Source organism: Pseudomarimonas salicorniae (assembly GCF_023156535.1).
GTDB lineage: Bacteria > Pseudomonadota > Gammaproteobacteria > Xanthomonadales > Xanthomonadaceae > Pseudomarimonas > Pseudomarimonas salicorniae.
This window is the reverse complement of the sequence record NZ_JALNMH010000014.1, coordinates 104,055-125,671: the sequence shown is the minus strand read 5'-3', so window position 1 is coordinate 125,671 and position 21,617 is coordinate 104,055. Positions and strand designations below refer to the sequence as shown.

Sequence of the window (21,617 nt, the reverse complement as noted above, 5' to 3'; positions counted from 1 at the left end):
GCCCTCAGTTGCCGGCCGCCGGCGTCCCGGCGGCGGTGGTGATCTCGGCCTTGGCGCGCAGGCCGGCGACGAACTCGCGCATGGCCTGCTCGATGATCTGCCGGGTGGCGCCCTCGCGGACGCTTTCGATCGGCGGCGGGCTGAACGGGCGCGACTCGGCGCGGCGCAGCACGTGCCAGCCGTACTGGCTCTCAACCGGCACCGGGGCGATCTCCCCGTCCTGCATCTGGCGCAGGGCCTCGACCAGCGGCTCGGGCAGCTGGGTGGCGTTCGACCAGGGCAGCTCGCGCGCCTGGCGCGCCAAGCCGGCGGCGTACTCCTTCATCAGCGCCTCGAAATCGGCGCCCGGGGCCTGGGCGCGTTCCAGCACAGCCCTGGCCTCGCTCTCCTCGCCGAGGAGGATGTGCTGGACGCGGAACTCGGTGTCGCCGGCGCGCTGCTTCTCCTGCTCGTAGAGCGCCTGCAGCTGGGCGTCCTCCACCTTGAGGCCGGCGCGGTGGGTGGACACCATGCGCCCGGCGACCTGCTGCACGCGGACCAGCGCGGCCTCGGCCTGGACCTCCGGTTTGTCGAGCAGACCGGTGGCAGCGGCCTCCTGGGCCAACAGGACATTCTCGATCAGGGTGTCCAGGGCCTGCTTGCGCTGCGCCGGCAAGGCCGGATCCAGGCCACGGCCTTTGGCGAAGGTCACCAACAGCGGCTCGGTGATCGCCTCACCGTTGACCATCGCCACCAGCGGACCGTCCGGCGCGCCGATCAGGGCGGCCTTGGGATCGGCGCCTTCCTCCTCGGCGGGAGCGCAGGCGGCCAGCATCAGGGGCAGGAGCAGGACAGCAAACTTCTTCATGGAGCGTTTCCGTTGGGGGCTTCGTCCGGGCTCAGGGCGCGGATCTGCAGGGCATGGATATCGGTAGTCATCATCTCGTCGAGCGCGGCGTAGACCATTCGGTGCCGGGCCAGCGGCAGCTTGCCGGCGAAGGCGGCGCTGACCAGCTCGACGGCGAAGTGGCCGCGACCATCGCGGGCGCCCTCGTGGCCGGCGTGCTTGTGGCTGTCGTCACGGATGCTGAGCGCGGTCGGCGCCAGCGCCTCGCGCAGCCGCTGCTCGATGCGCTCCGCCCGGCTGCTCACGGCAGCACCCGGCGGAACGGCATGACCTCGACACCGGTATAGACGCCGGCGGCGAGGTAGGGATCGGCATCGGCCCAGGCGCGCGCCGTCTCCAGCGAGTCGAACTCGGCGATGATCGCGCTGCCGGCGAACCCCGCCGGGCCCGGGTCCTCGGCGTCGATGGTCGGCAGCGGGCCGGCCACCAGCAGCCGGCCCTGGTCGACCAGGGCCTTGAGGCGGGCCAGATGGGCCGGGCGCTCGCGTAGCCGGTGCTCAAGCGAGCCCGGGGCGTCCCGTCCAAGAATCAGATACCACATCGAAGGTTTTCGCAGGACAGCGGAACCGGGCATGATAGACGCCCGCTCCCGCCGCCGTCACCGCCGTCCGGCGGCCTGCATGCCCGACAGAATCCGCGTCCATCCCCAACACCCCGCTCCGCGCCCGCTGCTGCAGGCCGCCGAGCGGCTGAAGTCCGGCCAGTTGGGCATCCTGCCCTCGGACGCCGGCTACCTGCTCGCCTGGACGCTTGATTCGCGCGATGCCGAGGACCGGGCCATCCGCCTGCGCCGGCTGGACAAGCGCCACCCTTTCACCTTACTCTGCCGCACCATCAGCGAGATGGGGCATCTCGCCCGACTCGATGACGTCGCTTTCAGGGCGGTCAAAGCACTCACTCCGGGTCCGCGGACCTTCGTTCTGGCGCCAGGCGCCGAGTTGCCGAAACGACTGAAACAGGCGAAACGCCGCACCGTCGGGTGCCGCATCGTCGATCATCGTGTCACCGAAGGATTGCTCGAGGTACTCGGCGGGCCACTGGTTTCGACCACCCTGCTGGTGCCCGAGTTCGATGTATCCAACCATGAGGCCGACGAGGTGGCAGATCAGCTGCTTCGCTTCGTGGACTTCATGCTGGACGCGGAAGACTGTCCACCCGGCCCGACCACCGTCATCGACGTCAGCGAAGGCGCCGTGGAGGTCATACGCGAAGGCTGGCAGGCGCTGCCGCTGGATTAGGACGCCGTCCCGGGGACGGCCCACGGGGACCCGCTCCCCGACCCGCAGCAAAGGGTTGATGGCCGCGTCCGACGCGGCAGCACGACAACACACGATGGTATTGATCACCGAACCACGGGCGCGGCGCTGGCTGCGTCTTGATGCATGAGCGAAACGCTGACCGCCGAACGTTCCGATGAAGGCGGCGCGGAGGCTTCGTCCGCCGCGCGTACGCCCGCCCCGCAGCAGCAGGAGATGCCGCTGGCGCTTGTCCGTGGCGAGCCGGTGCTGCAGATCCCGCAGGACCTGTACATCCCCCCGGACGCGCTGGCGGTCATCCTCGACGCCTTCGAAGGGCCGCTCGACCTGCTGCTCTATCTGATCCGCCGGCAGAACCTCGACATCCTGGACATCCCGGTTGCCGAGATCACCCGGCAGTACATCGAGTACATCCAGGTCATGCAGGAGATGCGCTTCGAGCTGGCCGCAGAGTACCTGCTGATGGCGGCCATCCTCGCCGAGATCAAGTCGCGCATGCTGCTGCCCCGGCCGCCCGCCGAGGAAGGTGAGGAAGACGACCCGCGTGCCGACCTGGTGCGCCGGCTGCAGGAATACGAACGCTTCAAGAAGGCCGCCGAGGACCTCGACGCCCTGCCCCGCCTTGACCGCGACACCAGCCTGGTCAGCGCACACGTCGAGGACCGCCAGGTGGTCCGCGAGCCGCCGCCGGTGGACCTCAAGGAGATGCTGCTGGCCCTGCGCGAGGTGCTCAAGCGCGCCGAGCTGTTCAGCCACCATGCGATCAAGCGCGAGGCGCTGTCGGTGCGCCAGCGCATGAGTGACGTGCTGAACCGGCTCGAGGACGGCGCCTTCCGCAACTTCGTCGAGCTGTTCGAGGCCCGCGAAGGCCGGCTGGGCGTGGTGGTGACCTTCCTGTCGATCCTCGAGCTTGCCAAGGAGCAGCTGATCGAGATCGTCCAGGAGAAGCCCTCCGCGCCGATCTACGTGCGCACCCTCAGTGTCGCCGGCACAGACGGCAACGACGACTCCATCGAACCCTCCACGGAGGACGCTTCCTGACCATGGATGCAGCCCTGATCCGCCGCATCGTCGAGGCCGCCCTGCTGGCCTCACCGCAGCCGCTCTCCCTGAACCAGCTCACCGCGCTGTTCCCGGAGGACGCCCCGCCGCCGCCGGGCAGCCTGGAACAGGCGCTGACCGAGCTGGGTGAACAGAACGGCCAGCGCGGCGTAAGCCTGATCGAGGTCGCCAGCGGCTTCCGCTTCCAGGTCGATGCCGAACTGCAGCCCTGGGTGTCCCGGCTGTGGGCCGAGCGGCCGCCGCGCTACTCGCGCGCCCTGCTAGAGACCCTGGCCCTGATCGCCTACCGGCAGCCGATCACCCGCGGTGAGATCGAGCAGATCCGCGGTGTGGCCGTGTCGACCCACATCATCAAGACCCTGGAAGAGCGCGAGTGGATCCGCGTGGTCGGACACCGCGACGTGCCCGGCCGCCCTGCCCTGTTCGGCACCACACGCGGCTTCCTCGACTACTTCGGACTGAAGTCGCTGGAGGACCTGCCGGCGCTGACCGAACTGCAGGACCTGCCCGACCTCGAGCCCGAGCTGCCGCTTGAGGGTATCGTGGTGGCCGAGGCCCGGGCCGCTGCGCAGTCGACGGATGCCGACAGCACGGCGCACGCGGGCTCGGATGCCGAAGCTAGCGCCGGCGAAGCCGAGGCCGAGTCCGACGCTGAGGCGGCCGAGGCCGTCGAATCCGCCGGAGCGGATGAGGCCGGTGCCGCGGACGGCGAGGAAGCTGAATCCGAAGCCGCAACCGGGGACTCGCCGGCCGGCAACACCGAAACCGGTTCCGATACGGATTTCGACTCCGGGACCGAGGACGGCGACAACCAGGCCGTCGCTGACACCGACGTCGAGCACGACAACGAACACACCTACCCGGCCTCGATCGACGACACCGATCGTCCGCAGGCCGAGCCCTTCAAGGTCGAAGCCGATCTCGCTGCCAAGGCAGCCTTCGACGAATCCACCGAAACACAGGCCGGCGACAGCGCCGAGCCGGAGCACAAAGCATGAACGACGCACCCCGCCAACGCCTGTCGCTGAAGCGCGACACCGGTCCCCGCATCGAAGAGCGCCTGCACAAGGTGCTGGCCCAGGCCGGCCTCGGCTCCCGTCGCGCCCTCGAGGAGCGCATCGCCAATGGCCAGGTCAAGGTCAACGGCGAGGTCGCCACGACCGGCAGCAGCCTCAAGAGCGGTGACCGCGTCGAGCTGGATGGGCGCGCCTTCATCGCCAGCGCCCAGACCGAGCCGCCGCGCGTGCTGATCTACAACAAGCCCGAAGGCGAGCTGACCACGCGCGACGATCCCGAGGGACGTCCGACCGTGTTCGACAACCTGCCGCAGATCAAGGGGGCACGCTGGATCGCGGTCGGTCGGCTGGACATCAACACCACCGGTCTGCTGCTGCTGACCACGGACGGCGAGCTGGCGAACGCCCTGATGCATCCGTCCACCGAGGTCCGCCGCGACTATGTCTGCCGCATCCATGGTGAGGTCGCCGACGAGGTGATCGAGCGCCTGCGCCGCGGCGTCGAGCTGGAGGACGGTCCGGCGCGCTTCGACGAGATCAGCCGCATCGGCTCCAGCGACAGCCACGCCTGGTTCAGCGTCGGCCTGCATGAGGGCCGCAACCGCGAGGTGCGCCGCATGTGGGAGGCCGTGGGCTTCCAGGTCAGCCGCCTCAAGCGCGTGCGCTACGGCAGCGTCGAGCTGCCGCGCGAGCTCCGCCGTGGTCGCTACGACGAACTGTCGGCCGGCGACGCCGAGGCCCTGCGCGGCAGCGTGGGCCTGGGCCCGATCGCCCCGGTGCTGACCCTTCAGCCGGTGCTCGGCCAGCGCCGGGCCAAGCCCTCCGAGTACCGTCCGGCCCCGCGCGAGCAGAAGGCCTGGACCCAGGGCAGCTACGGCGACGAGGGCCGCGAGCTGCGCGCCTTCGACAATATCCGTGACGATGGCCCGGCGCGCCCCGGCCGCCGCGGCAAGCCGGGCGGTCCGCGCAAGGGCCCGGGCAAAGGCGGCCCCAAGGGTGATCGTCAGCCGCGTGGACCGAAGGCGGATCCGTACAACACGACCCTGACCGCGCCGGCAGGCCAGCCGCGTGGCGGCCGTGGCAACAAGGCCCGCGGCGCCCGTCCGGGCTTCGAGAACCCGACCGAGTTCCGCAGCTGGTACGTGCCCGATGGGGTCAATACCACCAGCCCGAGCGCCCGCCCGTCCAAGCCCTCCGGCAAGCCGGGTGGCAAGCCCGGCGGCGGGCGTCCGCAGGGCCGCCCCGGTGGTCCCAAGGGCGGACCTGGCGGCAACAAGGGTGGCCCCGGCGGCAACAAGGGCGGCCCGCGCGGCGCCGGTCGAGGCCCCGGCGGCCCGGGTGGTCCCCGCGGCGGCGGCGGTGGTCGCGGTGGCGGCGGTGGTGGCGGCCGCGGCGGCCCGCGCGGTTGAACCACCGTGGCGAGGCCTTGCGCTTCGCCTGCACGATTCGGCGTTTCCGACCATGTCGCCACGGCGGGCTGCAGAGCACGCCCGCCTCAGCCTCCGGATCTTCAGTGGGAGCGTCCTAGGGCGCGACCGCAGCGTGGCGTCATCTCCACAGATCACGGCCAGCGCGAAGCTCCGCGGTCGCGGCCATGTCCGCTACAGAGATGCAGAGGAATTCCGCAGCACGTCAGTCGAGCAAGCTCGACTCTACCGGTATACAACGCCACGCGACGACCTGCGGGACTGTTGTAGGAACGCACATGGGCGCGACCGCGGCGTGGCGTGTTCACCACAGACCGTGGCCAGAGCGAAGCTCCGCGGTCGCGGCCATGTCCGCTACACGGGAAGCGCCTCGTTGCGTCCGTAGGAGCGCCTTGGAGCACCACCGCAGAGGTTCTCTAAGGCCGCGGTCCGTTGACGACCCCGCGCCGCGCAGTTCTCCGAGCCGTTCGTGCTGAGGTATCGAAGCATGAACGGCCCTGCCGACGTGGGGTTCGCCCTTCGATACCTCAGGGCGAACGGGCTGCGTGGGGGCGCTTGAGTGCCCTTCGTCGCGACCCGGCGATGCCGGGCTTCCTGCAGGCGCGCACGTGGGCGCGACACCAGGGTGTTTTCTTGCCCCGGTCTCAGGGAAATCCGCAACGCTGCGTGTTCACCACAGACCGTGGCCAGAGCGAAGCTCCGCGGTCGCGGCCGTGTCCGCTCCTACAGAAAAGCAGGGCAATTCCGCAGCGCCGGGGTCGCGCCCATGGGCGCTCGCACATAGGTCGGGGCCGCGCCGGGATGGCGCTCGGGCCCCAAACAAACACGGCGCCCGAAGGCGCCGTGTCGATGTCGCACCCAACTGAACATCAGGCTCAGTCGAGCTTCAGCGCTCCGCGGCTGCTGTCGCGGCGCTTGGCTTCCTTGGCGTCGTATTCCTGCAGGCAACGGTCCTGCTTGACCATGGCGCATTCGAGGTAGTCGGTGATCTCGACCAGGGCGGCGCGGATAGCCTTGCCGGCGGGCGTCTTGTTCTCCTGCGCGAGCGAGCCGCCAAAGCCGCCGCGGTAGAGGCCGACGCTGATGCCGCCGCCCTTGCTGCGGCCCTCGACCGTGCGCACGAAGTCGATCTCGCCGGTGGTGGCGTTGATCACCCGGATATCGACGGCGAGGTAGGCCTCGCTCGACTTGCCGCCCAGCGAGATGCCCTTGAAGCTGATGCCGCCGCCGGTGCCCTTGGTGTTCTCTTCATAGGCGGTCACGGTGCCGGCGACCAGGTACTGCGCGCCGGTGACCTTGCCGATCCTGGCGCCGGTGCCGGCAGCCACGCGGCCCGAGGCGGCGAGGTTCTGCTCCTGCAGCACGGCCTCGAGCTTGCTGCGCTCGACGACACGGAACGCGTTTGTGGCCGCGAGCTCATTGGACAGCATGCCGGCGAGCTCCCAGCCCACGCCGCCGCGCCACCAGCCGGCGCCGCTCTCGTTCTTGAACTCGATCACGCCCAGCACCGGCTTGCCCTGGGCAAGCACCGAGCCCGGCAGGATCGCCGCCAGCACCAAGCCCACCCCCAACAACAGCTTCTTCATCGCAGTCTCCTCGCTGGAAAGAATCCGGCTCCCCCGGAGCCCCTATTCTGCGCCTCGACGAAACAGCTTGCACGGATCCTTCACTTTGTGTGCGTCTCGGGAAGCGCCACATCGAGCGAGAAGGCGTCGGCATCGAGGTGGGCCGGGAACCGCTCGCGATGCATACGCAGCGACTGCGCCGACAGATTCATCGTCACCACGGCCTCGCGTGGACCGCACTCGACCAGGGGCAGTCCGAGGTAGTCGACCACGGCGCTGTCGCCCGCATAGGGCACCTGATTGCCGTCCGTGCCGACCCGGTTGACGCCGATGCAGTAGGCAAGGTTCTCGATGGCCCGGGCCATCAGCAGGGTGCGCCAGGCATGCCGGCGCGGGGCCGGCCAGTTGGCGACGAAGAGCACCAGGTCGTAGTCGAACCGTCCCGGCGCCTCGCGGTCGAAACGATTGCGGATGAACACCGGAAAGCGCAGGTCGTAGCAGACCAGGGGACGGATCCGCCAGCCATTGAGTTCAACGGTGATCGCCCGCTTTCCGGCGGCATAGCGCTCGTGTTCGCCGGCCATCCGGAACAGGTGGCGCTTGTCATAGTGGTCGAGGCTGCCGTCCGGGCGGACCCAGAGCAGCCGGTTGTGCACACCGGCCCCGGTGCGGCACTGGATGCTGCCGCAGATCACCGCCGAACGCTCGCGCGCCAGCTGCCGCATCCACTCCACGCTCGGGCCGTCCATGCCCTCGGCTTCGGCCAGGGCCTCGTTGCTGAAACCGGAGGTGAAGGTCTCCGGCAGGACGATCAGGTCGCATTCGGGCACCTGACGTTCGATAAGCCCCCGGTAGTACTCGCGATTGCCCTTCGGGTCGTGCCAGAGCGTGTCGCCCTGGACCAGCGCCACACGCAGATCCTTCTCGGGGCTCACAGCTTGGCCAGCCGAGCCACGGCCGCCTCCAGGGTGGCGGAATCCTTGGCGAAGCACAGACGGGCCAGACGCTGGCCCTGCGGCGGATGGCGGTAGAAGGGGCTGAGCGGGATGGCCGCCACGCCATGCTCGGTGGTGATCCAGCGGCAGAACGAGGCGTCGTCGAGATCACTGACCTCGGAGTAGTCGACCAGCTGGAAGTAGCCTCCGGACACCGGCAGCGGACGCAGCCGGGTGTCGCCCAGCATGGCCCTGAAGGCATCGCGCTTGGCCTGGTAGAAGGCCGGCAGCTCCTCGTGGTGGTCGGCGTGCTCGCGCAGCATGTGGGCCACCGCGTACTGGGCCGGGGTGAAGCTGCAGAAGGTGTTGTACTGGTGAACCTTGCGGAACTCGGTGCTCAGCGCCGCCGGAGCCACTGCGTAGCCAAGCTTCCAGCCTGTGCAGTGGTAGGTCTTGCCGAAGCTGGAGACGGCAAAGCTGCGCGCGGCCAGCGCCGGATGACGCAACACGCTTTCGTGGCGGGCGCCGTCGAACACCATGTGCTCGTAGACCTCGTCGGAGAGCAGCAGCAGGCGCGGGTGGCGCTCCAGAAGTCCGTGCAGGGCGGTGATGTCGCTCTCCCCCAGCACCGCGCCCGACGGGTTGTGCGGGGTGTTGATGAAGAGCATGCGGGTGCGCGGGGTGATTGCCGCCTCCACCGCCTGCCAGTCGACTGCAAAGGTGGCTGGATCCAGCGCGACGTGGACCGGCACGCCCCCTGCCAGTTCGACGGCGGGCTCGTAGCAGTCGTAGCACGGGTCGAGCAGGACCACCTCGTCACCCGGTCGCACCACCGCGTGCACGGCGTCGAAGATCGCCTCGCTGCCGCCCGAGGTCACCGTGACGTGGGCGCCCGGATCGATCCGGGCGCCATAGCAGGCCTCCAGCTTGGCGGTGATCGCCTCGCGCAGTTCAGGAATGCCGGCCATCGGCGAATACTGGTTGCGGCCATCCCTGGCGGCGCGCGCCAGGGCCTCGATCATCGGTTCGGGCGGCGGGAAGTCCGGGAATCCCTGGCCGAGATTGATCGCCTTGTGCTCCATCGCGAGCTGCGACATCACCGTGAAGATGGTGGTGCCGACGCGCGGCAGCTTGGTGTCCATGCTGATACCTGCCCTGTGGCCAGCGCGCGGGGCGACGGCGTCCTGATTGAAGTCCATGTTCAGTTGCACCCGGTATCCGAGGTGAGCTTCTGCACCGGGGTATCGAACTGCCAGCGGCCGGACATCGGAGGCAGCAGCTGCAGGTCGATGCTCATGTTGCCGCTGCCTTCGCTGTCGTAGCGACGGACCAGCTGGCCGATGTCGCCCGGCACCAGCGGCGGTGCGTAGGTGCAGGACGGGCAGCTGCCCTGGCGCTGCTCGAAGCGCAGGGTGTCACCGCCGAACGGCGCCACCGAGCCGAGCGCCCAGCGGGCGATGCCACGATCGTCGAAGAAGTAGGCGCCGTTGGTTTCGACCCCGGGGAAGGCGTTGACGCTGTAGCCGTAGCCCGGCTGGGCGGGATTGAACCAGAAGCCGTTGATGTCGAACGGGGCGCCGTTGCGCACCGCGCAGCCGCCGCCATCGATGAACAGGTAACGCTCGGAGCCGCTGGCGCCGTCGAGGTTCCAGCCGAACTGCAGGCTTTCGCTGGCATCCAGGGTCACCACGACTTCGCCTACGTCGGTGAGCGGCGCTTCGCTGCCGTTCCAGCGGGCGCGGAACAGGTCGGCGCGCCACTGCCCTTCACCCGCAGCCGGCGGCGGTGCGGAGGCGATGTACCAGGTCGGCGTGGAGTCCTCGAGGTAGGTGTACCAGAGCAGGCCCCAGCTGCCGGCGGCTTCGAACAGGAAGGCACCGGCACCGTCGCGCAGCGGATTGAAGTAGGCACCGACCCGCGGCCGCGATGCACTGCTGCCGCTGAGCTCGACCGAGAGATTGAAGTCGGCCACCGTGCTGCCAGTGTTGCTCGGAGTGATGTACCAGCGACCGGCCTGCAGCCCGTTGCCGGGATTGGCGACCAGGGAGCGGGTGGCACCGCTGCCGGTGGCGCTCAGCACAGCCTGTTCGCGCGGCGGCGCAACGCCGAGGGCCGGCCCGGCAGGGAACGGCACGCGCGACAGGTGCAGCGAGACATCACCGGTGCCCTCGATGCTGGCGCGCAGCGAACCGGCGCCCGGCGGCACGTCGATGGCCAGGCTTTCCGCCGCAGCCCCTGCAGACAGGCGCAGGTCGAGGCGATCGCCATTGGCCAGCAGCCGCGGCGCGACGCCGGGCTCCGTGCCGCGGCTCAGCGCCACCGGCACGCGCAGCAGGGTACGTCCGCCCTCGCCCGCTGCCAGCAGCAGGAAGCCCTCGCGGCGTTCGCCTGGCAGCAGGTCCGGGGTATTCCAGGCAAAACGCAGGTCGAGCGGCTGCCCGCTTGCGCTGCTGGCCGGTGCCGTGACGACGAGTTCGTCGTTGCGCGGGGCGAGGTCAACGAAGCTGGTGGACAGCACCACGCGGTCGGTGCCGGTGGAACCGGCAGTGAAGTTCTGCACCAGGACCCAGAAGCGATCCGAGGCAGCCGCGGCGACCTCGATCTCGCAGAACTCCGACGCATCCGGCGCGGTGGAAGTGCACAGTTCCTCGTTCTCATCCGGCTGACCGTCGCGATCGTCGTCGCGGCCGACGTAGAGATCGATATCCCCCGCTGTCTCCGAACTGGCCCGCGCGCGCAGCACGAAGCGGCCGCCGGCGCTCGTGGCGGACGGACCGACGAGGGTGAAGAAGGCGCCGTTGCCGTTGCCGTCGTAGGGCGAGTCACGGGTCGGATCGGCCTGCAGGTCGCGCTCGGTGCGCTCTGGCGCGACCAGTTCGGTGCCGGCCACGCTGATGTCATCGAGGGCGACCAGCCCGGTCAGTGCCGCATCGGCCTGGCCACGATCCAGCGAGGTGTCGAGATTGATCGAGGCCGGCACGTCGCCGACGCTGGCAAACACGGTGACCGGGATGGCGCTGGGGCTGGGCGCGGCCAACGGCGCGTCCTGGGCGTCGACCGGCTGCAGCACGACACGCCCCGATGCGTGGGTGCCGAGCAGGCTGGTGCTGTTGATCCGCACGGTGAAATCCAGCGCTTGGCTGGCGCCCGCGGCAAGGGTGAAACTCGCCGGCTGCACGCTGACCTCCATACCCTGCGGCGCTTCGACGACCGCCCGCCAGCGCCCACCGCCGACGCGGTCGCTGACCGTGCGGCGGAAGCTGCATGACTCGCGGCAATCGTTGTCGAACAGGGACGGCAGGTTCAGGCTGCGCGGCGACCCGCCCTGGGCCGGGTTCGAAGCGCGCAGGCTGGCACCATCGAGGGGGAAGGACAGACCCATCGCCGCGGCGGCGGGCGCCTCCACGCGGCCCGTGCCCTGCTCGAGCGGGGAGGCCTGGACTCCGCCGCGGGTCAGGGTGATCGAATCGACGGCGGTGCTGCGCACGGCGGACTGCACGTCGGCAACCGACCAATCCGGATTCTGGGCGCGCAGCAGGGCCACCAGCCCGGTGACGTGCGGCGAGGCCATCGAGGTGCCGGTGAGGAAGCGGAAGCCGTTGCCGGTGCCGGCTGCGGCCAGCACCGAGGTGCCCGGGGCCGAGACATCGGGCTTGAGGTAGTCGTTGGCGATCGGTCCACGGCTGCTGGATGCGTTCAGTACGTCGCCGCGCAGCGGGTCGGAGATGACCCGGGTGCCTTCGAGACGGCCGCGGTGGCCGCTTCCCGACCCAAGCCACTGCAGGAAACGCTGGCCGTCGCTGAAGCCGATATGGGTCGCCGGAATGCTGTGTTCGTCGGCCACCGTGCTCTCGCCCTCGGCGGCCTGGTTGACCAGGACCATGCCGCCGCCGCCGGCCAGGCGCACGTTGTTGCTCTTGGCCACGCGCGCGGTGATACCGCGCAGGCAGACCACGATCTGGCCATTGAACCGCCCGGCTGGCCAGGGGTTGCTGGCGCCGGTCGGCGGCGAATCGAGGCCCTGCCCCTGGCTGCAGAGGGGGAAGTCGGTCGGTACGACGAGGTCGGCCGGACCGTAGCCGCCGGTGAAGGCGTCGCCGACCAGCACGCCGCCATTGGGCGGCGCGGTGCTGCCGCCGGTGAGGTCGACCAGGCGATTGGCGATGGCGCGATCATGCGAGCTGTTGGCCACCGAGACGACCCAGGGCGCATCGGCCGGGCGCGAGACCGTGCCGGGACCGGGACCACCGTTGCCGGCCGAGGTGACCACGACCACGCCGGCCTCGACCGCGTTGAGCATGGCCAGCGAGTCGCCGGTGGTCCAAGGCGTGCTGGTGCCGATCGAACCACCGATCGAGTAGTTGAAGACGTCGACGCCATCGGCGGTCGCCTGGTTGATGGCCGCGACCAGCCAGCTGCCACGGCAGGTTTCCTCGTCCTCGCAGGCCTTGTAGGCGATCAGGTTGGCGCGCGGCGCCACGCCGCTCAGGCGCAGCTGGGCGGAGATGCCGCCGGACAGGTTAAGGGTGGTGTCGAGCACGTTGCCGGCCGCAGTGGCGGCCACGTGGGTGCCGTGGCCATCGGGATCGGAGCCATCATTGGGCTCACGGTCGTCGCAGCCGTTGCCGGAGTGGGTGCCGGTGCAGATCGAGAAATCATGGATGCCGATCAGCTTGTCGTTGCAGAGCGTGGGCTGGGTCAGGCAAACCCCGTAGCGCTGGCCGCGCGGATTGCTGTGACGGAAGCCATCGCCCGGCGAGACCTCGGCAAACGACGGGTGCCCCGAGTTGATGCCGGAATCGACGATGCCCACGACGACGCCCTCGCCACGGGTGGCGGTACCGGCCTGGCCGTTCCAGATCGCATCGGCGCCGATCCAGGCTGGCCCGGCGTCGGTCTGCAGACGGTCGACCCAGTCCTCCTGCACGAGGGCGACCCCGGGCAGAGAGCGCAGCCTCTCGGCCTCCTCGGCGCTCAGCGCGGTGGTGAACCCGTGCAGGGCGACGTCGTACTCGAAGCCGAGATGAAGGGCCCGGCCCAGGGCCGACTCCGCGCTGGCCCTGACGGCCTCGCGCTCGGCCTGCAGGAAGAACCGATAGGCCAGCACCTCGGCCGATTTCATGTCCAGCCGACGCGCGCCGGTGGCCGCCGGACTGGTCGCCTTCAGGCCCGCCGCCTTCAGCCTGGGATCGTCCCCGGGGCCGCGGAAGCTGGCAATCGGCGCGCTATCGAGGATCACGATGTAGTCCGCTTCCCCGGCGGCCGGCGCTGCATTCACACAAGGGGCCAGGGTGGCGGCGGCAAGCAGGATCAGGGTGGCGATGGGTCTGGGCATCGGATTTCCGTACGGGCAGTTCAACCCCCGAGTCTAAACGGCATGGCGCGGGCCTCCAATGAAATCTCCGCGCGTGACAGCCGCGCCGACCCTCCGTAGCATCCGGCGCCAATGACCGACCCCATCGCCCCCGGCGCCCCGCTGATCGAAGCCCACGGCCTGTCCTACGCGCGCAACGACGAGCCGATCTTCGGCCCGGTGGACCTGCAGGTGGAGGCCGGCGAGGCCCTGCTGGTCGAAGGCGACAACGGCAGCGGCAAGACCACCCTGCTGCGGGTGCTGGCCGGACTGCTGTCGCCCCAGGCCGGCAGCATCCGCTATCCCGGTTCGGCGCAGAGCGGGCTGGGACCGCGCGGACAGGCCGCCCTGCTCGGCCATGCCCTGGCGCACAAGGCCGAGCTGGGCTGCCTGGAGAACCTGGAATTTGCCGCCCGCCTGTTCGGTCGCCGGCCCGGCGCCGAGCCCGAAACCTGTCTCGCCGAGGCCGGTCTCGCCGGCTACGAGGACCAGCCGGCGCGCAGCCTGTCCGCTGGCCAGCGCAAGCGCCTGGCCCTGGCCCGGCTGCGCCTGACCGCCCCCCGGCTGTGGCTGGTCGACGAGCCGTTCGCCAATCTCGACCTCGCCGGCATCGCCCTGGTGAACGATCTGGTGGAGCGTCACCTGCACGGCGGCGGCGCGGCCCTGATCACCAGCCATGGCGCCTACGCCACCGGCGCCTATCGCACCCGCGTGCTGCACCTGGGACCGCGCCGATGAGCGCGCCGGGCATGGCCGCCGGATTCGCCGCGCTCTGCGGCCGTGACCTGCGCCTGCTCTGGCGTCGTCGCGGCGATGCCGCGCAGCCGGTGCTGTTCGCCTTGCTGGTAATCATGCTGTTCCCGCTGGCCCTGGGCGCGCGTCCGGAGCTGCTCCGCGGGATCGCCCCGGGAATCATCTGGGTCGCCGTGCTGCTGGCCGGGATGCTGGCCCTGGACACCCTCTTCCGCAGCGACCTCGAGGACGGCAGCCTGGAGCAGTTCCTGCTGGCGCCGCAGCCGCTCTGGCTGCTGGTGCTGGCCAAGGTCCTGGTGCACTGGCTGACCACTTCGGTGCCGGTGTTGCTGGCCGTGCCCCTGCTGGCCCAGCTGCTCTACCTGCCCGCCGACCTGCTGCCCGTGCTGCTCGTTTCGCTGCTGCTCGGCACGCCGCTGCTGTCCCTGCTGGGTGCGGTGGTCGTCGCCTTGACCGTGGGCATGCGGCGCTCTGGTATGCTCCTCGCCCTGCTGGCGCTGCCTCTGTACGTGCCCGTGCTGATCTTCGGTGCGGGCAGCGTGGCGGCGGCAGCGGCCGGCCTGCCCTTCGTCGGTGCCTGGTTGATGCTGGGGGCGGGCCTCGCCCTCGCCATCGTGCTGGCACCGCTGGCGGCCGCCACCGCCCTGCGAATAGCGCTGACATGAATCCCGTACTGCTCTGGTTCCACCAGCTCGGCTCCCCTCCCCGCTTTCATCAGTTCGCCAGTCGCTGGGCGCCCTGGCTGATCGGCGCCTCGCTGCCGCTGATGCTCTGGGGCCTGTACCAGGCGCTCTGGGTGGTCCCGCCCGATTACCAGCAGGGCGACAGCTACCGCATTCTCTTCGTCCACGTGCCGGCGGCCTGGATGAGCCTGTTCATCTATGCGGTGATGGCGGTGAACGCCTTTATCGCCCTGGTCTGGCGGATCAAGCTCTCCGAGCAGCTGGCCATGTGCTGCGCACCGATCGGCGCCGCCTTTACCGCCCTGTGCCTGGCCACCGGTTCGCTCTGGGGCAAGCCGATGTGGGGCACCTGGTGGACCTGGGATGCCCGGCTCACCTCGGAGCTGGTCCTGCTGTTCCTGTATCTCGGCGTGATCGGCCTGTACGCCGCGATCGAGGACCGCCGCGCCGCTGCGCGCGCGGCCTGCTTCCTGGCCCTGGTCGGCGTGGTCAACGTGCCGATCGTCCACTTCTCGGTGGTCTGGTGGAATACCCTGCACCAGGGCAGCACGATCAAGCTGTTCGGCCAGTCGACCATGGACCCGGCCATGTTGCCGCCGCTGCTGCTGATGGCGCTGGGCACCAAGCTCTGGTTCGCCGGCTCCCTGCTGCGGCGCACCCGCGCGGCGCTGGTCGAGATGGAGTCGGGCAAGGAGTGGGTACGGCGGCTGATGGAGCGCGGGCAATGAGCGATTTCTGGTCGATGGGCGGCTACGGGTTCTACGTCTGGACCAGCTACGCCCTCTTTCTGGTGCTGCTTGGCTGGGACGCCCTCGCACCGCGGATCCGCGAGCGCGCCGCGCTGCGCGCGGCGCAGGCAAGACAGCGGCGGGAAGCCGCAAGGCAGAAGACATGAATCCGGTACGCAAGCAACGACTCCTGCTGGCTGGCCTGGTGCTGGCCGGCGCCGCCGTCGCCGCGGTGCTGATCACCCAGGCCCTGCAGCAGAACATGAGCTACCTGCACACCCCGAGCGAGGCCCGCGAGGGCAGCGTGCCCTCCGAGGCCGTGTTCCGCCTCGGCGGAGTGGTCAAGGAGGGCAGCGTGAAGCGTAAGCAGGGCACGCTCGAGGTGGGCTTTGCGATCACCGACCGGGTGCAGGACTTCCCGGTGCGCTTCAGCGGCATCCTGCCCGACCTGTTCCGCGAGGGCCAGAGCGTGATCGCCCGCGGCCGGCTCGAGGGCGACGTGTTCGTCGCCGACGAGGTATTGGCCAAGCACGACGAGACCTACATGCCTCCCGAAGTGGCCGAGAAGATTGCCGAATCCCACGCCAAGGCGGCCCAACTGAAGGCTGCTGAAGCGGCCCAGGGAGGCGGCCAGCCATGATCCCCGAGCTCGGCCAGTTTGCCCTGATCCTCGGACTGATCCTGGCAATCGTCCAGTCCACCCTGCCGCTGATCGGCGCGCACACCGGCCGGGCACCGTTGATGGCCGTGGCGCGAAGCGCGGCCTACGGGCAATTCACCTTCATCGCCATCAGCTTCGGCGCCCTGACCACCGCCTTCGTGGTCCAGGATTTTTCGGTCGCCTACGTGGCACAGAACAGCAACTCGCTGCTGCCGGTCGCCTACCGCTTCTCGGCGGTCTGGGGCGCGCACGAGGGCTCGCTGCTGCTGTGGGTGCTGATCCTCGCCGGCTGGACCGTCGCGGTGGCCGCCTTCAGCCGCAGCCTGCCGGAGCCGGTCGTGGCCCGCGTGCTGGCCATCATGGGCATCGTCAGCGTCGGCTTCCTGCTGTTCACGCTGCTGACCTCCAACCCCTTCCTGCGGCACATCCCGGCACTGGCCGAGGGCCGCGACCTCAATCCTCTGCTGCAGGATCCGGGGCTCATCATCCACCCGCCGATGCTTTATGCCGGCTATGTCGGCTTCGCGGTGGCCTTTGCCTTCGCCATCGCCGCCCTGCTGGGCGGCGAGATGGACAACCGCTGGGTGCGCTGGTCGCGGCCGTGGACCAATGTCGCCTGGGGCTTCCTGACGCTCGGCATCGCGCTGGGCAGCTGGTGGGCCTACTACGAGCTGGGCTGGGGCGGCTGGTGGTTCTGGGATCCGGTGGAGAACGCCAGCTTCATGCCCTGGCTGGTCGGTACCGCCCTGATCCACTCGCAGGCGGTCACCGAAAAGCGTGGCAGCTTCCGCGGCTGGACCCTGCTGCTGGCGATCGCGGCGTTCTCGCTGTCCCTGCTCGGCACCTTCCTGGTCCGCTCCGGCGTCCTGACCTCGGTGCACGCGTTCGCCTCGGACCCCGAGCGTGGCCTGTTCATCCTGGCCTTCCTCGGCGTCGTGGTCGGCGGCTCGCTGATGCTGTATGCCTGGCGCGCGCCGAAGGTGGCCGCGGGCAAGCCCTTCGCCGCCGTTTCGCGCGAATCGCTGATCCTGTTCAACAACCTGCTGTTCTCGGCCGCGGCGGCCATGGTGCTGATCGGCACCCTGTACCCCCTGCTCCACGACGCCCTGGGCTGGGGCAAGATCTCGGTCGGGCCGCCCTACTTCAGCGCCCTGTTCATTGCGCTGATGCTGCCAGTGGTCGTGCTGATGCCGTTCGGCCCCCTGGCCCGCTGGCAGCGCGAGGAGATCTCCCGGTTCACCCCGCTGCTGCGCCTGGGCCTGTCCGCGGTCGTGGTGGCCCTGCTGCTCAGCCTGTGGTGGGTCGACCCGGTGAACGCCAAGAGCCTCGCCGCCCTGACCGGCGCGGCGTGGCTGCTGGTCGGCACTGCGCTCTACATCCGCCAGCGGCTCGGCTACAGGGGCAAGGGGCGACGCTTTCCGGCCGAAATGGTCGGCATGCTGCTCGCCCACGCCGGCATGGGTGTCTTCGTGTTGGGCGTGATGTTCACCGAGGGCACCAGCGTCGAGAAGGACGTGGCCCTGGCGCGTGGCCAGTCGATCGAGATCCAGGGCTACACCTTCCGTTTCGACGGCGTGCAGCCGCGCGAGGGACCGAACTTCAAGGCCGACCGCGGCACGGTCACGGTGCTCAGGAACGACAAGGTGATCGCCGAATTGCATCCCGAGAAGCGTGCCTATGCCAGCGGTGGCCAGATCATGACCGAGGCGGCGATCGATCCCGGTCTCAGCCGCGACCTGTATGTCGCGCTCGGTGAGCCCCTGGGCCAGAACGAGGCTGGCCAGGACAGCTGGGCGCTGCGCGTCTACGTGAAGCCCTGGATCCGCTGCATCTGGCTTGGCGCCCTGATGATGATGCTCGGCGGCTTCGTGGCCGCGGCCGACCGGCGCTTTCGCCGCGTCGACCAGGTCGACCTCGGCGAGGTCGGCGCCATGCAGCCCGCCGGCGCCCGCGCATGATCCGTCGCTGGCTGCCCTTCGTGGTCTTCCTGGCGCTGGCCGGCCTGCTGTATGCCGGCATCCGCCTCAGCGAGCAGCGTGATCCCAACGCCATTCCCTCGCCTCTGGTGGGCAAGCCGGCGCCAGGCTTTTCACTGCCGGACTTCCGCGATCCGCAGCGCCTGGTCAGCAACGAGGACCTGCGCGGACAGCCCTATCTGCTGAATGTCTGGGGCAGCTGGTGCCCGGCCTGTCGGCTCGAACACCCGATCATCACCGAGATGGCCGAGCGCGGCATCGTCCGGGTGATTGGCTACAACTACAAGGACGAGCCCGAGGAGGCCGCCCGCTGGCTGCGCCAGTTCGGCGATCCCTACGAGACGATCATCGTCGACGCCGACGGCCGCCGCGCCATCGACTGGGGCATCTACGGCGCGCCGGAGTCCTTCCTGGTGGATGCGCAGGGCATCGTGCTGTACAAGCACGTGGGGCCGGTGACCTGGGACACCGTGCGCGAGGAGATCATTCCGAGACTGGAGGGCGCGCGTCGATGAAACGCTGGGTGATGTGGGGGCTGCTTCTGCTCAGTCCGCTGGCGCTGGCCATCGACCCGCTGCCCTTCCGCGACGCGGCCGAGGAGGAGCGCTTCCGTCAGCTCACCGCCGAGCTGCGCTGCGTCATGTGCCAGAACCAGTCGCTGGCCGACTCCAATGCGATGATCGCCCAGGACCTGCGCCGCGAGGTGCTCGACCTGATGCATGCGGGCAAGAGCAACGAGGAGATCAAGGCCTTCCTCGTCGAGCGCTACACCGACTTTGTGCTCTACAACCCGCCGGTGCGCTCCGACACCCTGATGCTCTGGCTGGGCCCTGGCGTGGTCCTGCTCGCCGGACTCGTGGCCGTGACGGTGATTATCCGCCGCCGCGCCGCGGCCCTTGGCAGCAAGCTGCCTCCCGTCGACGACTCCCAGGAGTGGTAATGGTTTTCTGGATCCTGATCGCGGCGATGACCGCTGCGGCCCTGCTGTTCGTGTTGATGCCGCTGGTCCGCGATGGCGGCCTGCGACGCCGGCGGCGGGCCGAGCGCGTGCTGGCCGATGCCCACGCGGCCGGCCTGCTGGACGAACAGGAGTATCGGAAGAAGCTGGGCGCGCTGGACGTCGGCGAGCCAGCCTCGGCGCCCCCGGCACGCGGCGCCGCCGCGGGGCTCGCCCTGCTGCTGCCGCTCTCAGCCGCCCTGCTCTACTTCCATCTTGGCGAGCCACGCGCCCTGGACGGCGAGGCGACCCGGGGGGCGCCCACGGCCGCGAGCGCACAGGCCGACACCGAGGGCGCCCCGCCTCCGGACATGGAGCAGGCCGTGCAGGGCCTGGCCGAACGGCTGCGCAACGAGCCGGACAACCCGGAGGGCTGGCTGCTGCTGGGTCGCGCCTACAAGTCCATGGAGCGGTTCGAGCCGGCGAAGGAAGCCCTGTCGCAGGCCTGGCGCCTCGCCCCGGACAATCCCGACGTGATGATCGAGTACGCCGAGGCCCAGGCCCTGTCGGCGCCGCGCCGGCGCATCGAGGGTGAACCGCTTGAGATGATCCGCAAGGCGGTCGAGCTGCAGCCCGACCATCAGCGCGGCATCTGGCTGCTCGGTGTCGCCGCCATGCAGGGCGGCCGGCCCAAGGAAGCCGTCGATCGCTGGGAGACGCTTCGCCAGCTCATCTCATCCGACCTCTCGGCCGTACGCGCCCTGGACGAGCAGATCGAGGGCGCCCGCCAGGCAGCCGGCCTGCCGCCGGCCCGGCAATCCACCGCGCTGGCCGATTCGCCGGCCGGCACCGACGGCGCGCCCGAACCGGCACCGGCCGCAGCGGCCGAGGGCGATGGCCCGCGGCTGACCGTCACCGTCGATATCGCCCCCGCCCTGCGCGAGCGGCTGAAGGCCAGCGACGTGCTCTTCGTATTCGCTCGCCCGGCCGAGGGCTCGCGCATGCCGCTCGCCATCCAGCGTCTGCCGGCCGCCAACCTGCCGGCGACGGTGATTCTCGACGACAGCCACAGCATGATGCCGGCACTCAAGCTCTCGACCATGCCGCAGGTGGTGGTCGGCGCGCGCGTCTCCTCCAGCGGCCAGGCCATCCCGCAGCCGGGGGACCTGGAAGGCCTGAGTCCGGCGCTGCCGAACAGCACGCGCGAGCCGGTGCGGCTGACCATCGACACGGTGGTGGAGTGACCGAGTTCATCAGCCCAGGCACGCGCTTCTTCGCACTGCCCGCGCCCTTCCCGATGAAACGGGGCGGCGAACTGACTGGTGCGCGCTTGGCCTTCGAGACCTGGGGCCAGCTGAGCGAAGCCGGCGACAACGCGGTGCTGATCCTCACCGGCCTCTCGCCCAGCGCTCACGCGGCAAGCCATGCGGACAACCCCGATCCCGGCTGGTGGGAGGCGATGATCGGGCCCGGAAAGCCGATCGACACCGACCGCTGGTTCGTCATCTGCCCCAACTCTCTCGGCAGCTGCAAGGGCTCGACGGGCCCGGCGTCAGCGCGGGCCGAAGGCGAAGCGCCCTACCGGCTCGACTTTCCACCGCTGTCGATCGAGGACGGCGCGCGCGCTGCCGCCCTGCTCGTGCGCAGCCTCGGCATCGGCCAGCTGGCCTGCGTCATCGGCTGCTCGATGGGCGGAATGAGCGCGCTGGCCCTGCTCGCCCTGCATCCCGGCATCGCCCGCACCCACATCAACGTCTCCGGTGCTGCCCGCGCCCTGCCCTTCTCCATCGCCATCCGCTCGCTGCAGCGCGAGGCGATCCGCCTCGATCCACGCTGGAACGGCGGCGACTACGACGATGAGCACTATCCCGATTCGGGCATGCGCATCGCGCGCAAGCTGGGTGTGGTGACCTATCGCTCCTCGCTGGAGTGGGACGGCCGCTTCGGCCGCGTGCGCCTGGACAGCGAGCAGCGCCCGGATGATCCCTTCGGCTTCGAGTTCCAGGTCGAGTCCTACCTGGAGGGCCACGCCCAGCGTTTCATCCGCCAGTTCGACCCGAACTGCTACCTCTACCTCAGCCGATCGATGGACTGGTTCGACATCGGCGACTGCTGCGGCACGGACACCGCCTCGGCGCTGGCCGGCATCCGGCTGGAGCGCTGCCTGGCGATCGGTGTCAGCACCGACATCCTGTTTCCCCTGCAGCAGCAGGAAGAGATCGCCGAAGGGCTGGCAAGGGGCGGCGCCGACTCGCGTTTCGTACCGCTGGACAGCCCGCAGGGCCACGACGCCTTCCTGGTCGACATCGAGAACTTCGGCGGCGCGATCGGCAGCTTCCTGGGCGAGCTCGCCCGCTGAGCCTTGCCGCGCGGCTGGGC

General features: G+C 69.9%; 21 protein-coding genes. 14 read left to right on the top strand and 7 right to left on the bottom strand.

What is annotated here, in order from left to right; genetic code table 11:
- Positions 1–4 precede the first annotated feature (4 nt).
- The 3 genes from M0G41_RS16245 to M0G41_RS16235 are packed head-to-tail and all read right to left on the bottom strand — an operon-like array spanning position 5 to position 1,427.
- Positions 5–847 carry a peptidylprolyl isomerase gene (locus tag M0G41_RS16245; protein WP_248210999.1) on the bottom strand — a complete coding sequence of 281 codons (843 nt, stop codon included), beginning with the start codon at positions 845–847 and terminating at the stop codon, positions 5–7.
- Positions 844–1,131, bottom strand: coding sequence for a BolA family protein (locus M0G41_RS16240; RefSeq protein WP_248210997.1), 288 nt, complete (start codon positions 1,129–1,131; stop codon positions 844–846). The genes M0G41_RS16245 and M0G41_RS16240 overlap by 4 nt, the downstream gene beginning before the upstream one ends.
- A complete protein-coding gene (locus M0G41_RS16235) occupies positions 1,128–1,427 on the bottom strand; it encodes a YciI family protein (protein ID WP_248210995.1) in 300 nt (99 codons plus the stop codon). Before M0G41_RS16235 ends, M0G41_RS16240 begins: the two co-directional genes overlap by 4 nt.
- A gap of 79 nt (positions 1,428–1,506) precedes the next feature.
- Here M0G41_RS16235 and M0G41_RS16230 point away from each other — a divergent pair, with 79 nt between their 5' ends.
- From M0G41_RS16230 to rluB, 4 genes are all read left to right on the top strand, one after another.
- A complete protein-coding gene (locus M0G41_RS16230; protein WP_248210993.1) occupies positions 1,507–2,124 on the top strand; it encodes an L-threonylcarbamoyladenylate synthase in 618 nt (205 codons plus the stop codon).
- 144 nt (positions 2,125–2,268) lie between these two features.
- On the top strand, positions 2,269–3,183 hold the full coding sequence (locus M0G41_RS16225) for a segregation and condensation protein A (RefSeq protein WP_248210992.1): 915 nt from the start codon (positions 2,269–2,271) through the stop codon (positions 3,181–3,183).
- A 2-nt stretch (positions 3,184–3,185) separates the two neighbouring features.
- Positions 3,186–4,202: an SMC-Scp complex subunit ScpB gene (scpB, locus tag M0G41_RS16220; protein WP_248210991.1), complete on the top strand. Its 1,017-nt coding sequence runs from the start codon at positions 3,186–3,188 to the stop codon at positions 4,200–4,202.
- Positions 4,199–5,629 carry a 23S rRNA pseudouridine(2605) synthase RluB gene (rluB, locus tag M0G41_RS16215; protein WP_248210990.1) on the top strand — a complete coding sequence of 477 codons (1,431 nt, stop codon included), beginning with the start codon at positions 4,199–4,201 and terminating at the stop codon, positions 5,627–5,629. Before scpB ends, rluB begins: the two co-directional genes overlap by 4 nt.
- A gap of 893 nt (positions 5,630–6,522) precedes the next feature.
- Here the strand turns inward: rluB and M0G41_RS16210 are convergent.
- From M0G41_RS16210 to M0G41_RS16195, 4 genes are all read right to left on the bottom strand, one after another.
- Positions 6,523–7,233 carry a CsgG/HfaB family protein gene (locus M0G41_RS16210; RefSeq protein ID WP_248210989.1) on the bottom strand — a complete coding sequence of 237 codons (711 nt, stop codon included), beginning with the start codon at positions 7,231–7,233 and terminating at the stop codon, positions 6,523–6,525.
- Positions 7,234–7,313: 80 nt separating this feature from the next.
- Positions 7,314–8,147 (bottom strand): amidohydrolase, encoded by an 834-nt coding sequence (locus tag M0G41_RS16205; protein WP_248210987.1) that lies wholly within the window; start codon positions 8,145–8,147, stop codon positions 7,314–7,316.
- Positions 8,144–9,295, bottom strand: coding sequence for a methionine aminotransferase (locus M0G41_RS16200; RefSeq protein WP_248211018.1), 1,152 nt, complete (start codon positions 9,293–9,295; stop codon positions 8,144–8,146). The genes M0G41_RS16205 and M0G41_RS16200 overlap by 4 nt, the downstream gene beginning before the upstream one ends.
- Before the next feature lie 53 nt (positions 9,296–9,348).
- Positions 9,349–13,482 carry a S8 family serine peptidase gene (locus M0G41_RS16195; protein WP_248210985.1) on the bottom strand — a complete coding sequence of 1,378 codons (4,134 nt, stop codon included), beginning with the start codon at positions 13,480–13,482 and terminating at the stop codon, positions 9,349–9,351.
- Between the two features lie 111 nt (positions 13,483–13,593).
- Between M0G41_RS16195 and ccmA the strand changes: the two genes are divergently transcribed.
- The 10 genes from ccmA to metX are packed head-to-tail and all read left to right on the top strand — an operon-like array spanning position 13,594 to position 21,597.
- Complete coding sequence (ccmA, locus tag M0G41_RS16190) at positions 13,594–14,238, top strand: heme ABC exporter ATP-binding protein CcmA (RefSeq protein WP_248210984.1); 645 nt, start codon at positions 13,594–13,596, stop codon at positions 14,236–14,238.
- Positions 14,235–14,918 carry a heme exporter protein CcmB gene (gene ccmB / locus M0G41_RS16185; protein WP_248210983.1) on the top strand — a complete coding sequence of 228 codons (684 nt, stop codon included), beginning with the start codon at positions 14,235–14,237 and terminating at the stop codon, positions 14,916–14,918. Before ccmA ends, ccmB begins: the two co-directional genes overlap by 4 nt.
- Entirely contained in the window at positions 14,915–15,664 is a 750-nt protein-coding gene (gene ccmC / locus M0G41_RS16180) for a heme ABC transporter permease CcmC (protein WP_248210982.1), read from the top strand. Before ccmB ends, ccmC begins: the two co-directional genes overlap by 4 nt.
- Positions 15,661–15,831: a heme exporter protein CcmD gene (gene ccmD / locus M0G41_RS16175; RefSeq protein WP_248210981.1), complete on the top strand. Its 171-nt coding sequence runs from the start codon at positions 15,661–15,663 to the stop codon at positions 15,829–15,831. The genes ccmC and ccmD overlap by 4 nt, the downstream gene beginning before the upstream one ends.
- Positions 15,828–16,304, top strand: coding sequence for a cytochrome c maturation protein CcmE (gene ccmE / locus M0G41_RS16170; RefSeq protein WP_248210980.1), 477 nt, complete (start codon positions 15,828–15,830; stop codon positions 16,302–16,304). The genes ccmD and ccmE overlap by 4 nt, the downstream gene beginning before the upstream one ends.
- The gene (locus M0G41_RS16165; RefSeq protein WP_248210979.1) at positions 16,301–18,283 is read left to right on the top strand and encodes a heme lyase CcmF/NrfE family subunit; all 1,983 of its coding nucleotides are present in this window, start codon (positions 16,301–16,303) and stop codon (positions 18,281–18,283) included. The genes ccmE and M0G41_RS16165 overlap by 4 nt, the downstream gene beginning before the upstream one ends.
- Positions 18,283–18,816: a DsbE family thiol:disulfide interchange protein gene (locus M0G41_RS16160; RefSeq protein ID WP_248211016.1), complete on the top strand. Its 534-nt coding sequence runs from the start codon at positions 18,283–18,285 to the stop codon at positions 18,814–18,816. Before M0G41_RS16165 ends, M0G41_RS16160 begins: the two co-directional genes overlap by 1 nt.
- Entirely contained in the window at positions 18,813–19,241 is a 429-nt protein-coding gene (locus tag M0G41_RS16155) for a cytochrome c-type biogenesis protein (protein WP_248210978.1), read from the top strand. The genes M0G41_RS16160 and M0G41_RS16155 overlap by 4 nt, the downstream gene beginning before the upstream one ends.
- A complete protein-coding gene (locus M0G41_RS16150) occupies positions 19,241–20,482 on the top strand; it encodes a tetratricopeptide repeat protein (RefSeq protein WP_248210977.1) in 1,242 nt (413 codons plus the stop codon). Before M0G41_RS16155 ends, M0G41_RS16150 begins: the two co-directional genes overlap by 1 nt.
- Positions 20,479–21,597, top strand: a complete 1,119-nt coding sequence (metX, locus tag M0G41_RS16145) for a homoserine O-acetyltransferase MetX (protein WP_248210976.1) — start codon at positions 20,479–20,481, stop codon at positions 21,595–21,597. Before M0G41_RS16150 ends, metX begins: the two co-directional genes overlap by 4 nt.
- Positions 21,598–21,617 lie beyond the last annotated feature (20 nt).